Origin of the sequence: Hyphomicrobium sp. (assembly GCF_036780825.1) — a bacterium.
Taxonomy (GTDB): Bacteria; Pseudomonadota; Alphaproteobacteria; order Rhizobiales; family Hyphomicrobiaceae; genus Hyphomicrobium_C.
The window spans coordinates 1-14847 of record NZ_DAIQCD010000010.1 but is presented as its reverse complement, the minus strand read 5'-3'; the positions used below and the strand labels follow the sequence as shown (position 1 = coordinate 14847).

Below are 14847 nucleotides of genomic sequence, written 5' to 3'. Positions count from 1 at the left end.
AGAGGCGAGGCATGGCTGACAACAGCGGAGAGCGCGTAGGGCCCGAGGCCGGCGCTTCTCAGTTCCGCGACTGGCAATTCTCCGTCGATCTGGAAGGGATCGGCTGGGCGGTCTTCGATCGCGAGGGCGCGAGCGTCAACGCGCTCGGGACGCGGCCGCTCGAGGAACTCGCCGAGATCGTCGCGCGGGCCGAGGAGGGCGCGCGGGAGCGCACGATGAAGGGCCTCGTCCTTCTCTCCGGCAAGGAGAAGGGTTTCATCGTCGGCGCCGACATCAACGAGTTCGACGGCATCAAGACCGAAGCGGAGGTGGTCGAGCGGCTGCGCCTCGTCCTGGCGCTGTTCGACCGCATCGAGCGGCTTCCGATTCCGGTGGTCGTGGGGATACACGGTCTCTGCCTTGGCGGCGGCCTCGAGCTGGCGCTGGCCTGCCATTACCGTATTGCCACGCGGGACGAGGAAACTCGGGTCGGGTTTCCAGAGGTCAAGCTTGGCATCTTCCCGGGCTGGAACGGCACGGCGCGCGCCATCCGCCAGGCAGGCCCCGTGGCCGCCATGCAGGCCATGCTGACGGGGCGCATGATCGGCGCGTCGCGCGCCCGTGCCATCGGTCTCATCGACGAACTCGTTGCGAGCCGCGGCTCGCTGCGGTGGGCGGCGCGCAAGGCCGTGCTCCGCAAGCGCAAGGCGAAGCGGGCCGCTCTTGCGAAACGGCTTCTCGCGCTCTGGCCGGCGCGGGCGCTGCTCGCCCGCAAGATGCGCGACGAGACTGGGAAGAAGGTGCGGGAGGATCACTACCCCGCGCCGTTCCGTCTGATCGATCTCTTCGAGCGCCACGGCGGCGATCTCGAGACGATGAAGTCCGCCGAGACGCATGCGTTTGCGCCGCTCCTGGTGTCGGAGCAATCGCGCAACCTGCGTCGCGTGTTCAAGCTCTCGGAGCTGCTCAAGAACCAGGCGCCGAAGGATCTCGACTGGAAGCCCCTGCGCGTGCACGTCATCGGCGCCGGGACGATGGGCGCGGATATCGCCGGCTGGTGCGTCGCCTCTGGGATGGAGGTGACGCTGCAGGATCTCTCGCCGGATGCCATCGAGACGGGCATCAAGGCGCAGGGCAAGCTCTTCTCCAGAAAGTTCAAGACCAGGGCGCAGAAGGCGGCGGCCAAGGCGCGGCTCATCGCCGATCCCGAGGGCGTCGGTGCCGCGCACGCCGATGTCATCATCGAGGCCATCGTCGAACGCCTCGACGTCAAGCAGAACCTGTTCGTGGAGCTTGAGGGCAAGATCAAGCCCGGCGCCGTGCTTGCAACCAACACGTCCTCGCTCGAGGTCGAGGCCATCGCCGCGCCGCTCAAGGATCCGGGCCGCCTGATCGGCATCCACTTCTTCAACCCCGTGGCGCTGATGCCGCTCGTGGAGGTGATCCGCGGAGCGCAAAGCCGCGAGGAGGAGGTGAGAAAGGGCGCCCGCTTCATCACCGCCATCGGCAAGTTCCCGCTCATCGCCAAGAGCGTTCCGGGCTTCCTCGTCAACCGCATCCTCGCGCCCTACATGATGGCGGCCATGGCGCGGCTCGAGAAGGGTGAGGAGAAGGAGAAGATCGACGAGGCGGCGCGCGTATTCGGCATGCCCATGGGCCCCATCGAGCTTGCGGATACGGTGGGCCTCGACGTGTGCGCGCACGTGGGGCGCATTCTCGGCCTGTCGCCTGACGGCTCGCTGCTGCAGCGGCTGGTCGAGCAGGGCAAGCTCGGCAAGAAGACGGGAGAGGGCTTCTACACCTGGAAGAACGGACGGCCGGACAAGGGCGAGAAGGCTTATGACGCCGCCGACCTCGAGCGCTTCGGCCGCGAGCTCGTCGATCCGATCATCGCTGAGGCCGAGCGGGCCCTGGTCGACGGTGTGGTGGCGAATGCCGACCTCGTCGACGCCGGCGTCATCTTCGGCACGGGCTTTGCGCCGTTCCGCGGCGGACCGCTCCACTTCAAGGCCAGCGAAGCGCGCGAGGCAGCCGTGCTCGCGGCGGAGTAGTTGAACACGCTCTTCGCCGGATGCGGGGGCAGAAGGAGGCACGTATGGCTGGGACATTGCGGCGGGTCGGCATTGTGGGCGGCGTACGCACGCCCTTCTGCCGTTCGAACACGCTCTACGCTGACCTTTCGAACCTCGACCTGATGACGGCCGCGCTCAATGGTCTGGTGCAGCGATACGATCTCAAGGGCGTGCACATCGACGAGGTGGTTGGCGGCGCGGTGGTCACGCACTCCAAGGACTGGAATCTCGCGCGCGAGGCGGTGCTCGGAACGAAGCTCGCACCCTCGACGCCGGGCGTCACTATGCAGCAGGCCTGCGGCACGAGCCTCCAGGCCGCAGCGATGATCGGCGCCAAGATCGCCACAGGCGAGATCGAGTGCGGTATCGCGGCGGGCTCCGACACCACGTCCGACGCGCCGATTGTCTTCTCGCGGAAATTCTCGCGGCGTCTCGTCCAGCTTCCGCAGCAGAAGTCGGCAATGGACAAGGTGCGCGTGTTCAAGGATTTCAGCCCGCGCGAGCTCGCCCCGCAGCCGCCCGACGTGACGGAGCCGCGTACCGGGCTCACCATGGGCCAGCATTGCGAGCTGATGGCGCGCGAATGGAAGATCCCGCGCCAGGAGCAGGACCGTTTCGCCTTCGAGAGCCACCGGAAGGGCGCCGAGGCCTATCGCTCGGGTTATATGGACGACCTCGTCGTGCCGACGGCCGGCGTGTTCCGGGACAACAACCTGCGCACGGACATTAGCCTCGACAAGCTCGCGACCTTGAAGCCGGCGTTCGACAAGTCCGACACTGGCACGCTGACGGCTGCCAATTCGACGCCGATGACGGATGGCGCGGCCTGCGTGCTGCTCGCCAGCGAGGAGTGGGCAGCGAAGCGCGGCCTCGCGATCCAGTCCTATCTTTCTTACACGCAGACCTCCGCCAACAACTTCGTCGCCGGCGAGGGGCTGCTCATGGCGCCGACGATCGCCGTCTCGAAGATCCTCGACCGCGCGCACCTCGCGCTCCAGGATTTCGACTTCTACGAGATCCACGAAGCGTTCGCGGCGCAGGTGCTGGCGACGCTGAAGGCCTGGGAGGACCCGGCCTACTGCAAATCCCACCTCGGCAGGGACGAGCCGCTGGGCGAGATCGATCGTGCGAAGCTCAACATCAAGGGGTCGTCGCTGGCCTTCGGCCATCCGTTTGCGGCCACCGGCGCGCGCGTGCTCGCCAACCTGTCGAAGCTGCTCGCCGAGCATGGCGGGCGCGGCCTGATCTCGATCTGCACGGCGGGCGGTATGGGCGTTGCGGCCATCCTCGAGAGCGCCGCCCGAGCCGAAGCGCGCGCGGCTGCGTAGCGCGTCGTGCAGTGCTGGAACGCATGGGGCAAGCTCAGAACGAGAGCTTGCTTCGCTGCTGGCCGGAAGCGTCGAAGTTCCGAGGCTCCAGCCACGCCTCATAGCCGGCTTTGAGGCGCGGCCAGTCGCGGTCGATGATGGCGAACCACGCCGTGTCGCGGTTGTGGCCCTTGACCACCATGTGCTGGCGAAACTCTCCCTCGAAGGTGAAGCCGAACCGGTGCGCCGCCCGCCTCGAGGGCTCGTTGCACGTATCGCATTTCCATTCGAAACGGCGGTAGCCGAGCCGATCGAAGACATACGTGGCGAAAAGATAGAAGGCCTCGGTGGCGACGCGGCTGCGGGCAATGGCCGGCCCCCACAGGATGCTGCCGATCTCGACCACCCCGTGTGCGGGCTCGATACGCATGAGCGCCTGGCGGCCGTCCGCGCGACCGGTTGCGCGATCGATGACGGCGAAGAAGAGGGGATCAGGGGAGGAGGATGCCTTGGCGAGCCAAGACGTAAAGCTTGCCAAGTCGTGCGGTGGCTGGTCGGTGAGATAGCGAAAACGGGCATCCGCTCCGGGCGCCTGGGCCGACGCTAGGAGATCCTGCCCATGGCGCACGCTGTCGAGCGGCTCGAGCCGCGCGTAACGCCCTTCGAGTGTGATCCGCTCCGGACGAGGAGCACCGGTCCAGTGTGAAAGATCCAAGGCCTGACCTTTATCCGCGCCCTTGCTGCATCTCCTCGGCTTTGAGCTCCTTCTTCGAGAGCTTGCCGATGAGGGTCTTGGGAAGCTTGTCGCGGAAGACGATCTCGGCCGGCAGCTCGAGCTTCGAGAGCTTGCCGTGGAGATGGGCCATGAGATCGGCCGTGCTCGCGGTTTGGCCGGACTTGAGCTTCACGAAGGCCTTGGGCGCCTCGCCCCGATACTTGTCGGGAATGCCGATCACAACGGCTTCCTCGACAGCGGCATGCTCGTAGAGCGCATCCTCGATCCGCCGCGGATAGACGTTGTAGCCGGAGCAGATGATGAGATCCTTGATGCGGTCGACGATGTAGAAGAAGCCATCCTCGTCCATCACGCCGACATCGCCGGTGCGCAGGAAGCTGCCCGCGAACTGTTCCGCCGTCTCGGCCGGGCGGTTCCAGTAGCCGAGCATCACTTGTGGGCCGGAGACACAGATCTCCCCCCGCTCGCCTTGCGCTACCTCGCGCGCGGGGTCGGTGAGATCGCGGAGCGATACGACGGTTCCCGGAAGCGGCAGCCCGATCGAGCCGCGCTTCGCCGCTCCCGTCAGCGGATTGCAGGTGACGACCGGCGCGGCTTCGGAGAGGCCGTAGCCTTCGACCAGCGGACAGCCTGTGGCGGCATGGAACCTGTCGCGGATCTCGACGGGAAGCGCCGCGCCGCCAGATACGCAGAACTTCAGGCTCGTGAGGTCGTAGGAAGCGACCTTCGGATGGTTGAGGATGGCGTTGAACAGGGTCGGCACGCCCGGCATGATCGTCGGCCGGTATTTGGCGATGAGATCGAGCGCCTCCTGAAGCACGAAGCGTGGCATCAGGATCATTTCAGCCGCGGTCCTGACACCGAGGTTCATCACGACGGTCATCGCAAACACATGGAAGAACGGGAGCGCGGCGAGCACCCTCTCATGGCCGGCGGCGAGATCCGGTGCCCAGGCCGCGATCTGCTGCACGTTAGTGTGAACGTTGGCGTGCGTCAGCATGGCCCCTTTGGGGGTGCCCGTGGTGCCGCCCGTGTACTGCAGCACGGCGATGTCGGTCTCGGGATCAATCGCGACGGGCTCGAAGGTATTCGGCCCACCCAGCACCTCGCTCTCGAAGCGCAGGCGGTCGCGCACGGGAGAAGCATGGGGGCGGGCGAGGTCCTTGCTCTTGAACAGCTTGTACAGCACGGCCTTGGCCGCCGGCAGCAGGGCGGGAAACGAGCAGACGACGGCGCCCTTCAGAACCTTTTCCGCCACGAGACGCTCGACCTTGTCGAACAGAACCTTGAGATCGAGCGTGATCATCAGCTCGGTCTCGCTGTCCTTCACCTGGAAGGTCAGCTCCTCGAGGGAATAGAGGGGATTGTAGTTGACGACGATGCCGCCCGCCTTGAGCACCGCAAAGTAATAGACGACGAATGTCGGGGTGTTCGGAAGGAAAAGGCCCACCTTCGTGCCCTTGATCACCCCGAGTTGCTGCAGGCCCGCCGCGGCGCGATCGACGAGAGCTCCGATCTCGCCGTAGGTCAGGGTGCGCCCCAGAAAGGCCGTGCAAGGCCGCTCCGCGTGGCGGGCTGCGGCCTGATCCATGAGATGGAAGAGCGGCTCGGGCACAAGGGCCATTCGCCAGTCCACGCCGTCGGGATAGCTGCCGATCCAGGGATGGACCGCATGGCCCGCCTCCGGAGCCAGACCGCCGCTCGTCATTCTCGGACCTCCGCTTGAGCCGGTCCCGGCAGCCGCAGGCCCGGTGAGCAGAGGCGGGCCCCCGCGTCCCAGTGCCGCGCGGCTGTCTGGGCTGTGGCTATTCTCCCGGTAAGCATATCCCTTCAGACGCGGGTGCCGTGTGTGTTATCGTAGGGCCATTCAACACTTTTTCGGATCGTCCGCCTAGCCTCTGCCCTAGTGATGGCGGAGTAAAAAACTATGTTCTTAGGGTCGCCCTCAGCTTGAGAGGGGCTGAGAGACCGCTTGTCGGAGGGTAGCAAGGCTTCGTAAAAGCCCATCGGCTAGACTTCAGGGCGGTTTAAGGATATGTGACGCCCGAACTTGTGAACGTTGCGGTCCTGCACTACTTAAGTGCCCGATTACTTAAGTCGACCAATGCGGGGTCCCTGCGGGTTACCTGGGCAGGGTTTGGAGATCGAGATGGACGAAGTCGCAACCAAAATCATCGATATTCTCAAGAAGCATATGAAGGAGCCGAGGGACGACATCTCGCTCTCGACCGCCTTGACTGATCTTAAGATCGAGTCGCTGGACCTCGCGATGATTGTGTTCGACATCGAGGATACCTTCGGCATCGAGATCCCCTACAACGCGAACGAGGATGTCGGCGACTTCAAAACTGTCGGATCCGTCGTCGACAAGGTCAAGGGCCTGATGGCCGCCGGGCCGGCTGCCGCGAAGGCATAAATCCCTAATTGTGCGCGCTTGCTTGGCGCTCTTGAGACGTGGCTCCTTCCCTGTGACCTCCATGATCCAGATGGGGGCCGCCACGCTATGAATATTCGGCTGGGCGATCATTCGAGATCCTTGGCCCAGTTGTAAGGACAGACCGGCGCAAATGAAAAACGGCAGCGGCACACGTCGAGTGGTCGTCACAGGGCTCGGCGTGGTCACGCCGATCGGCCTCAATGTGGGCGACTTCTGGGAAAGCCTGAAGCAGGGCAAATCCGGCGTCTCGGAGCTCGGCGGCTTTCCCCTCGACGATCTCAAGATTCTGATCGCGGCTCAGATCAAGGATTTTGATCCGAAGGTTCAGCTCAAGAACTACAAGCGCGATAAGATCATCATGCACGCGGACCGCTATTCGTGGTTCGCCGCTGCGGCCGCCGAGCAGGCCGTCGCGCAGTCGGGCCTCGAGTTTCCGCTCGAGAACCCCTATCGGTCCGCCTGCATCATCGGATCGGGGGCTGGCGGTCTCACGACCTTCGAGAATGCCTATCGCGACCTTTTCATCCATAACAAGCGCGCGACGAATCCGCTGACGCTGCTCCGCATCATCGGCTCGTCCGCATCGGCGCATGTCGGTATCGAGTATGGCGTCAAGGGACCGACCTTCGCCACCTGCTCGGCCTGCTCGACGGCGTCGCACGCCATCGGCATCGCGCGCGACTACATCCAGAACGATCTCGCCGACGTGGCCATCGCCGGGGCGTCCGAGAGCGTCATCAACTACGGCACGATGAAGGCCTGGCAGGCGCTCCATGTGCTCTCGCCGCAGGGCTGCTATCCCTTCTCAAAGCGGCGCAACGGCACCGTGCTCGGCGAGGGTGCCGGCATTCTGGTGCTCGAAGAGCTCGAGCACGCCAAGCGGCGCGGAGCCACCATCCTGGCCGAGCTCGTCGGCTATGGCATGGCGTCCGACAGCCAGGACATGGTGAAGCCGACCGTCGAGGGCCCGGCCTATGCCATGCAGATGGCGCTCGACGACGCGGGCATCGAAGCCTCCGCCATCGACTATCTCAACGCCCACGGGACGGCGACCAAGGACAACGACATCAACGAGACCAAGGCCATCAAGGAGGTGTTCAAGAACGCCGCCTCCAAGCTCGCCATCTCGTCCACCAAGTCGATGACGGGCCATCCCCTCGGCGCTGGCGGCGGCATCGAGGCCGTCGCCTGCATCAAGGCCATGCAGGAGAGCTGGGCGCCGCCGACGATCGGTCTCGACGAACCCGATCCCGAATGCGATCTCGACTATCTGCCCAACGTGGGCCGCAGCATGAAGATCGGCTATGCGATGTCGAACTCGTTCGCTTTCGGCGGCCTCAACGCCGTCATCGTCTTCGGACCGCCTCCCGCCTAACGCGAGCCTCCCACGAAGCCAGAGATCAGCGACCGGAACGGCCCCAGGCTGCTCCGGTCGTTTGTTATGTACGTGGAGATGAGGGAGCGTGTCGTTCGCCCAGCTTTTTGCCGTCCTAGGCAATGCATCCCGCGTGGATTTACTCTCCTCGCGAGTTCCCATTCATGGCCCTTAGCCGAGCCCGTGCCGTCAATGTAATGTAGCGCCGGGGGTGTGCGGCCAACCGACGAGGCCAAGCCATGCTGCGCCGAACGCTAGCCTCCGCCAAATACGTCATTGTCGTTGTCGTTCTCAGCATCTACGCAGGCTCGGTGGCTCTCATTCTCTACGAGGCGGCCGTCGTCGCATCGGTGATCGTGGCAACGGTCATGGACGGGTCCGTCTCACCCGAGGGCGGGCGGCTTCTCGCCGTCGGATTGCTGGCTGCCGTCGACGTGTTCTTGATCGCCATCGTGGGCTACATCATCGGGGCGGGCCTGTTCGTCCTGTTCGTCGACGCTTCCCTTCCGCTGCCCAGCTGGCTCGTCATCCGTAATCTCGAGGATCTGAAGACCAATCTGGTCAGCGTCATCGTGGCGGTTCTCGCCGTCCTCTTCGCGAAGGAGGCCGTCGCGCGCACCGGCGAACTCGATCTTCTCGGATTGGGAATAGCGGTCGCTCTGATGATCGGGGCTTTGACCTTTTTTCTCGTCATCACCGCATGGATGCATCGCGTGCCGGCCAAAAAGAACGACGTCGAATAAAGTGCTCGACGCGATCGCTTCTGCGAGGGAGCGCTGGCCGCGGTTAACTACATTTCCTCGAGCCTGCGACATTTCATTCCGGGCAAAAAGAAATGCGCATATAGTCCGCCCACGGGGGACGCCTAGTGATGAGAAACCTATCGCTAAGGAGTCCGGTTCATGAAATTTTTTATGACGTCCGCCATTGCGATGGCAGCAATCGGAGCCATGACGGTTTCCGCGATTGCCGACGATAGGCCCGCGCCCAAGGGGCCAGCCAAGACCATGGGCGATCAGGGGAAGCTTCCTGCTAGCGAGACGATGCGCAACGCCGTGCCCGATATGACAGGGCCGAGCACCGGCAGTTCCGCAACCGGCGAAAACACCGGGCCCAGCGGCTCGGCCTCACCGAAAGGCCCGGCTCATAGAATGGGCGATGAGGCCGGCAAGCTCCCGGCAACAGGCACCGTGAGCGGTGCCGTTCCCGAAATGCGAGGGGCGGCTCCCGAAGGGAAGTAGCACACGTAGCGGACGCCTTCATTCGCTGCCGTTCGGCTGAAGTCTGACAACAAGAGACGAGGTCCCTAAGAAATATTCTCGGGGGCTAGAAGATGACCGTCGAGCGATCCTCCCGATCGCACGCGCATGATCGTTGTGTATCGTTGTGTTGTGAGAGGTCTGCAAATGGTCGACAAATCCGTTATCCATTCGAGCCCGCACCTGACAACGACGAGCTGGTGGGGAGCCCTCCTGCTCGGTCTGGTTTTCATCGCGGCAGGTCTTTTCATCCTGGGCGATGTCGCGCTGGCCACGGTGATCAGCGCCGTCATCATCGGTTTCGCTTTGCTCGTCGCGGGCGTCTCGGAAGTCATTCATGCTTTTTCAGCGCCGCATTGGCGCGGCTTCGCATTGAGGCTGCTGATTGGCGTGCTCTACGGACTATGCGGCGTGGCCCTTATTGCTGATCCGTTGGCCGCGTCGCTCGTGCTCACGCTCGTATTTGCGCTGGCACTCATCGTTTCCGGCGTGATGCGCATCTTTCAGTCCTTCCAATACTGGCGGTGGGCGGGATCGCTGCTCCTCCTTTCGGGCCTTGTCGGTACTCTTGCCGGATTTGTGATCCTTGCGAAGTGGCCGGTCAGCGGGCTGTGGGTGTTGGGCACGCTGGTCGGCATCGATCTGCTCCTGCACGGCGTGTGGTGGATTGCGCTCGGGCTTCAGCTCCGGAGGGAGCCCCGCACGGCCGAGCCTTAGGATTGAGGTCCGGCCCAGCATGGGAAGCGGGTGAGATAGCGATCCGGAGGCACTGATGCCCAACGTGCGCTCGAAAGGCCGGAGAGCTCCGCTTCTCATCGATCTCGCGCTCCAAGGTGGCGGGGCACACGGTGCCTTCACCTGGGGTGTGCTGGACAGGCTGCTCGAGGATGACGCGCTCAAAATAGACGCAATCTCGGGCACCTCCGCGGGAGCGATGAACGCGACGGTGCTTGTCGACGGATTTATGGAGGGCGGCCCCGACGGCGCGCGCGCGGCGCTCGAAAGGTTCTGGCGCCGGGTATCGGAGGCGGCGCGCTTCAGCCCTTTTCAGCGCGGCCCTCTCGACATCCTTCTCGGCCGCTGGACCCTCGACAGCTCGCCGGCCTTCGTCGCGATGGATCTCGCGGCGCGGCTGATCTCTCCCTACGATTTGAATCCAGGCGGCTTCAACCCGCTCAGCGACGTTCTCGCGGAATGTATCGACTTTGATCGCATCACCAAGGCAACGATCAAGCTCTTCGTGAACACGACAAATGTCCGGACGGGCCGCGGCCGTATCTTCAGAAACGCCGAGATCGAGCCGGATGTGCTTCTCGCCTCCGCGTGCCTGCCGCAGCTTTTCCAGGCGATCGAGATCGACGGTGAAGCGTATTGGGATGGCGGCTATTCGGGCAACCCGAGCATCATGCCGCTGGTGCTCGAAAGCGATGCGCGCGACACGATCCTGGTGCCGATCAACCCCGTTGAACGCCCAGGAACGCCACGCTCGGCCCGCGAGATCCTCGACAGGATCAATGAGGTTGCCTTCAACGCGGTGACCCTCAAAGAGCTCAAGATGATCGCGCTGCTGCGCCAGGTTGCGGATCCAGGGAAAAGCGAGGGGGCGCTGTGGGCAGAGATGCGCGTGCATACCGTGCGCAATCCGACGATGCTCAAGCTCGGCTATTCGTCGAAGCTCAATGCGGAGTGGCCGTTCCTGCGAATGCTTCGAGACGAGGGTCGGAAATCGGCGGACGAGTTCTTGCGGATGCACCGGAGGGATCTCGGGCGGACGTCGTCCGTAAACCTCGAGACGCTTCTTGAGCAGGTCTAGTGTGATGATCGAATCGGGACACTAGCGATGGGGCTGGTCGGCATTATCGTTGCGCTCGCGTTGCTGATCTGGCTTGCCTACCGGGGCTGGAGCATCCTGCTGCTGGCGCCGGCCGCTGCACTCCTTGCCTCCGCGTTTGCACGCGAGCCGCTGCTTGCTCATTGGACGCAGACGTTCATGGGCAATGCCTCGAAATTCCTGGCGCAGTTTTTTCCGTTGTTCCTGCTTGGAGCGCTGTTCGGCAAGCTCATGGACGACAGCGGGTCCGTGAAAGCCATTGCGCAGACCATGACGGAGACGCTCGGCCCGAACCGGGCGATTCTCGCGGTCATCCTCGCTGGTGCTGCGGTGACCTATGGCGGCGTCAGTCTGTTCGTCGCCTTCTTCGTGCTGGCTCCGATGGCTCTCGAGCTGTTTCGGGCGGCAGACATTCCGCGGCGGCTGATACCGGCCGCCATTGCGCTCGGCACCTCGACCTTCACTATGTCCGCGCTGCCGGGAACGCCTGCCATTCAGAACGCTATTCCCATGCCGTTCTTCGGCACGACGCCCTTTGCGGCGCCGGGCCTGGGTATCGTCGCCTCGGCGATCATGCTCGGCTTCGGACTGTGGTGGCTCGGGAGAGAGGAGAGGAAAGCCCGGCATTTTGGAGAAGGGTTCGGCGTCCTCGACGGCGAGGACCTGAGTGCGGTTGCGGACGATCAGTTCATTCGTGAGCGCGCAACCCTCGCACGGGAGTTTGATCCCGCGGAAATGCATCACGGTCAGCAAGCCGAGACGTTGCCGCCGATTTGGATTGCTGCACTTCCTCTCATCGTCGTCGTTCTGGTGAACCTCGTCATGGCCTTGATCGTTCTTCCTGCGCTCGATTTCGATTTCCTGGAAGAAGAGCAGTGGGGCGGCACGTCCATCCGGGCGGTCGGAGGCGTGTGGTCGGTGGCTGTGGCGCTCGCCACGGCAACGCTCGTGCTCGTCATTCTAAACCGCGGCCGGCTGTTGAATTTACGCGCGAGTATGGATGCCGGCGCCAATGCGTCCGTGCTGCCGGCTCTCAGTGTTGCGAGCCTGGTCGGGTTCGGTGCCGTCGTGGCAGCGCTTCCGGCGTTCGCTGTCGTGCGTGATTGGGTTCTCTCGATCGGCGGCGGCGTGCTGGTCTCCCTCACGGTCGCGACCAACGTTCTTGCCGCGCTCACCGGATCGGCGTCCGGGGGGCTTACGATCGCGCTCGATGCCCTTGGCGAGACTTACATGGGCCTCGCCGCTGCGCAGGGTATTCATCCAGACTTGCTCCACCGCGTCGCTGTGATCGGGGCCGGCACGCTCGACAGCCTGCCCCACAACGGCGCGGTCGTATCGCTGCTTGCCGTATGCGGTTCCACGCATCGCGAGAGCTACCGCGACATCGTGGTGGTCTGCATCTTCGGAGCGATGATTGCGCTGGTTGCGGTCATCATCCTTGGCACTCTGTTCGGATCATTCTGAGGTCATCGAGGTATTTCTGAGCGCGGTCACAAGGCTCAGCGAGGATCGCGCTCCCGAAGCATAGTTTGAAAGGCTCATTCATCGAGGAGCACTTGCGATGAGCTGGCCGACCACGGGAGCTTGCGAAGCTCGGAGCGACAGACTGCTTGTCTTGATACTGGCGGCAACGCTCGTGGCCTGCAGCGACAACGCGGATGTCGAACCTGTCCAGGCGCGCCCTGTCCGAACCACGACCGTCGAAAAGAGCCCTGCTGTAACGCCGCTCGTACTCACAGGACGCATCGAAGCGGCCGACGAGGCTGCACTGGGCTTCCGTATCGCCGGGCGCATGATCGAGCGTACGGTCGGCACCGGGGATCATGTGGAGCCCGGCCAGGTTCTGGCGCGGCTCGAGCCTCAGAACGAAATGAACGCCCTGCGTTCCGCGCAGGCGAATGTGGCCTCCGCCCGCGCCGCGGTGACGCAAAGCCGCAATCGCTTCGAACGGCAGCAGACGCTGCTCGGCCAGGGCTGGACCACGCGCGCGCAATTCGACGAGGCGGAGAAGGCCCGCGCCACGGCCGAGGCGCAGCTCTCCTCTGCGGAAGCCCAGCTCAAGGCTGCGGAGGATCAAGTCAGCTTCACTGAGCTTGCGGCCGACGCACCCGGCGTTGTGACCGCGACGGGAGCGGAGCCGCACGAGGTCGTGCAAGCGGGGCAAATGATCGTTCGACTCGCGCGCCAGTCCGGCCGGGATGGCGTCTTCGACGTTCCCGCGCAGGTTCTGAGATCCACCCCTGCCGATGCCAAGGTCGAGGTTCGGCTTGCCGACGATCCGAGCGTGAAGGCCATTGGACGGATCAGGACCGTCGCTCCCCAAGCCGATCCCACAACACGAACGTTCGAGGTGAAGGTCGGTTTGACCGATCCGCCGGAGGCGATGCGGCTCGGCGCGGCGGTGAACGGCCGTGTCGAACTCGACACGCTGGCGGCGATGGAAATACCGGCGAGCGCGCTCACCAAGGCGAACCGCCAGCCGGCCGTCTGGATCGTGAATCCCACTGATTTGAGCGTATCGCTGCGCAATGTCGTTGTGGCGCGCTTTGATCCGGCAAGCGTCCTGATCTCCGAAGGTCTCGATGCCGGTGATGTCATCGTGACGGCGGGCGTGCAAGCGCTCCATCCCGGACAGAAGATAAGACTTCTCGGAGCGGAGCCCTGATGCGCTTCAACCTTTCTCAATGGGCGCTCCGCAATCGCTCCCTCGTCATCTATTTCATGATCATTGCGGTGATTGCCGGCCTCGTCTCCTACAAGCGGCTCGGGCGTGCCGAGGATCCGACCTTCGTCATCAAGACGATGGTGGTGCAGGCGGCGTGGCCGGGCGCGACGATCGAGGATACGCTCAATCAGGTGACGGAGCGGCTCGAGCGGACGCTGCAGGAGACGGAGAAGCTCGACTTTCTCCGGAGCTACACCAAAGCCGGCGTTGCCACGATCTTCGTCAATCTGCGAGGCGACACGACGGCGCGCGAGGTGCGCGACATATGGGATGAAGTTCGCCGTAACGTTGGCGACATGCGTCACACGCTTCCCATGGGCATCGTCGGCCCCGCATTCAACGACACCTTCGGCGATACGTACGGCATCATCTACGGCTTTACCGCGGACGGGTTCGGTCACCGCGAGCTGCGCGATTATGTGGAGGACGTACGCTCCACGCTGCTGCAGGTGCCGGATGTGTCGGAGATCGAGATCCTGGGTGCGCAGGACGAGAAGATCTTTGTCGAGTTCTCGATGCAGGAGCTGGCCGCGCTCGGCGTCGACAGATCGGCGCTGATCGGCGCGCTTCAATCTCAGAACATCGTACGGCCCGTCGGCACCATAGAGACCGGAGACGAAACACTCTCGCTTCGCGTGTCCGGTGCGTTCGCCTCCGAGCAAGACGTTCTCGACGTCAATTTCGCGGTCGGGAACCGCACGCTGCGGCTCAGCGACATCGCTCACGTGAGGCGCGGTTTTTCCGATCCGCCTCAGCCGCTGTTTCGCGTCAACGGCAAGCCCGCGATCGGGCTCGCCATCGCCATGCGCGACGGCGGCGACATCCTCGCTCTTGGCCGCAATATCAAGCAGGCGATGGACAAGCTGAAGGCCGACCTGCCCATCGGCATCGAGCCGCGGCTCGTCGCGGATCAGGCGGTGACCGTCGAAAGCGCCATCTCGGAGTTCATGACCTCGCTCTGGCAGGCTGTGGCGATCATTCTGGCCGTGAGCTTCATCAGCCTCGGCGTGCGCGCCGGTCTCATCATTGCGCTTTCCATTCCCTTGACGCTGACCATCGTGTTCGCGGTCATGGACCTGACCGGCATCGACATGCAGCGCATCTCGCTCGGCGCGCTCATCATCGC

13 protein-coding genes are annotated in these 14847 nt (G+C 64.0%); 11 read left to right on the top strand and 2 right to left on the bottom strand.

Translation table 11 applies throughout. From position 1 onward, the window contains the following. The first annotated feature begins 11 nt into the window (after positions 1-11). Positions 12-2030, top strand: a complete 2019-nt coding sequence (locus V7P99_RS06455; protein WP_333793974.1) for a 3-hydroxyacyl-CoA dehydrogenase NAD-binding domain-containing protein — start codon at positions 12-14, stop codon at positions 2028-2030. 44 nt (positions 2031-2074) lie between these two features. Next, on the top strand, positions 2075-3379 hold the full coding sequence (locus V7P99_RS06450) for an acetyl-CoA C-acetyltransferase (protein ID WP_333793973.1): 1305 nt from the start codon (positions 2075-2077) through the stop codon (positions 3377-3379). Between the two features lie 34 nt (positions 3380-3413). Here V7P99_RS06450 and V7P99_RS06445 read toward each other — a convergent pair whose 3' ends face one another. Together V7P99_RS06445 and V7P99_RS06440 are read right to left on the bottom strand one after the other, a co-directional pair. Continuing rightward, on the bottom strand, positions 3414-4073 hold the full coding sequence (locus tag V7P99_RS06445; protein ID WP_333793972.1) for a GNAT family N-acetyltransferase: 660 nt from the start codon (positions 4071-4073) through the stop codon (positions 3414-3416). Between the two features lie 10 nt (positions 4074-4083). Continuing rightward, complete coding sequence (locus tag V7P99_RS06440; protein ID WP_333793971.1) at positions 4084-5802, bottom strand: long-chain-fatty-acid--CoA ligase; 1719 nt, start codon at positions 5800-5802, stop codon at positions 4084-4086. 441 nt (positions 5803-6243) lie between these two features. Here V7P99_RS06440 and V7P99_RS06435 point away from each other — a divergent pair, with 441 nt between their 5' ends. The 9 genes from V7P99_RS06435 to V7P99_RS06395 all read left to right on the top strand — a co-directional run. Next, positions 6244-6510, top strand: a complete 267-nt coding sequence (locus V7P99_RS06435; protein WP_295558270.1) for an acyl carrier protein — start codon at positions 6244-6246, stop codon at positions 6508-6510. A gap of 151 nt (positions 6511-6661) precedes the next feature. Beyond that, on the top strand, positions 6662-7906 hold the full coding sequence (locus V7P99_RS06430; protein WP_333793970.1) for a beta-ketoacyl-[acyl-carrier-protein] synthase family protein: 1245 nt from the start codon (positions 6662-6664) through the stop codon (positions 7904-7906). A gap of 239 nt (positions 7907-8145) precedes the next feature. Then, positions 8146-8649 (top strand): YqhA family protein, encoded by a 504-nt coding sequence (locus V7P99_RS06425; RefSeq protein WP_333793969.1) that lies wholly within the window; start codon positions 8146-8148, stop codon positions 8647-8649. Positions 8650-8808: 159 nt separating this feature from the next. Next, positions 8809-9147: a hypothetical protein gene (locus V7P99_RS06420; RefSeq protein WP_333793968.1), complete on the top strand. Its 339-nt coding sequence runs from the start codon at positions 8809-8811 to the stop codon at positions 9145-9147. A 165-nt stretch (positions 9148-9312) separates the two neighbouring features. After that, positions 9313-9882 (top strand): HdeD family acid-resistance protein, encoded by a 570-nt coding sequence (locus tag V7P99_RS06415; protein WP_333793967.1) that lies wholly within the window; start codon positions 9313-9315, stop codon positions 9880-9882. A gap of 55 nt (positions 9883-9937) precedes the next feature. After that, the gene (locus V7P99_RS06410) at positions 9938-10978 is read left to right on the top strand and encodes a patatin-like phospholipase family protein (RefSeq protein WP_333793966.1); all 1041 of its coding nucleotides are present in this window, start codon (positions 9938-9940) and stop codon (positions 10976-10978) included. A gap of 27 nt (positions 10979-11005) precedes the next feature. Further along, positions 11006-12460, top strand: a complete 1455-nt coding sequence (locus V7P99_RS06405; RefSeq protein WP_333793965.1) for a GntP family permease — start codon at positions 11006-11008, stop codon at positions 12458-12460. Positions 12461-12557: 97 nt separating this feature from the next. Further along, positions 12558-13661 (top strand): efflux RND transporter periplasmic adaptor subunit, encoded by a 1104-nt coding sequence (locus V7P99_RS06400; RefSeq protein WP_333793964.1) that lies wholly within the window; start codon positions 12558-12560, stop codon positions 13659-13661. Next, the coding region (locus tag V7P99_RS06395; protein WP_333793963.1) for an efflux RND transporter permease subunit at positions 13661-14847 on the top strand (1187 nt) is incomplete at its 3' end. The genes V7P99_RS06400 and V7P99_RS06395, both read left to right, overlap by 1 nt.

Bases quoted from the DNA above. Each gene is read 5' to 3' on its own strand.
- V7P99_RS06410 (WP_333793966.1), top strand. From the start codon at position 9,938: ATGCCCAACGTGCGCTCGAAAGGCCGGAGAGCTCCGCTTCTCATCGAT.
- V7P99_RS06435 (WP_295558270.1), top strand. From the start codon at position 6,244: ATGGACGAAGTCGCAACCAAAATCATCGATATTCTCAAGAAGCATATG.
- V7P99_RS06415 (WP_333793967.1), top strand. From the start codon at position 9,313: ATGGTCGACAAATCCGTTATCCATTCGAGCCCGCACCTGACAACGACG.
- V7P99_RS06440 (WP_333793971.1), bottom strand. From the start codon at position 5,802: ATGACGAGCGGCGGTCTGGCTCCGGAGGCGGGCCATGCGGTCCATCCC.
- V7P99_RS06420 (WP_333793968.1), top strand. From the start codon at position 8,809: ATGAAATTTTTTATGACGTCCGCCATTGCGATGGCAGCAATCGGAGCC.
- V7P99_RS06455 (WP_333793974.1), top strand. From the start codon at position 12: ATGGCTGACAACAGCGGAGAGCGCGTAGGGCCCGAGGCCGGCGCTTCT.
- V7P99_RS06425 (WP_333793969.1), top strand. From the start codon at position 8,146: ATGCTGCGCCGAACGCTAGCCTCCGCCAAATACGTCATTGTCGTTGTC.
- V7P99_RS06405 (WP_333793965.1), top strand. From the start codon at position 11,006: ATGGGGCTGGTCGGCATTATCGTTGCGCTCGCGTTGCTGATCTGGCTT.
- V7P99_RS06430 (WP_333793970.1), top strand. From the start codon at position 6,662: ATGAAAAACGGCAGCGGCACACGTCGAGTGGTCGTCACAGGGCTCGGC.
- V7P99_RS06450 (WP_333793973.1), top strand. From the start codon at position 2,075: ATGGCTGGGACATTGCGGCGGGTCGGCATTGTGGGCGGCGTACGCACG.
- V7P99_RS06400 (WP_333793964.1), top strand. From the start codon at position 12,558: ATGAGCTGGCCGACCACGGGAGCTTGCGAAGCTCGGAGCGACAGACTG.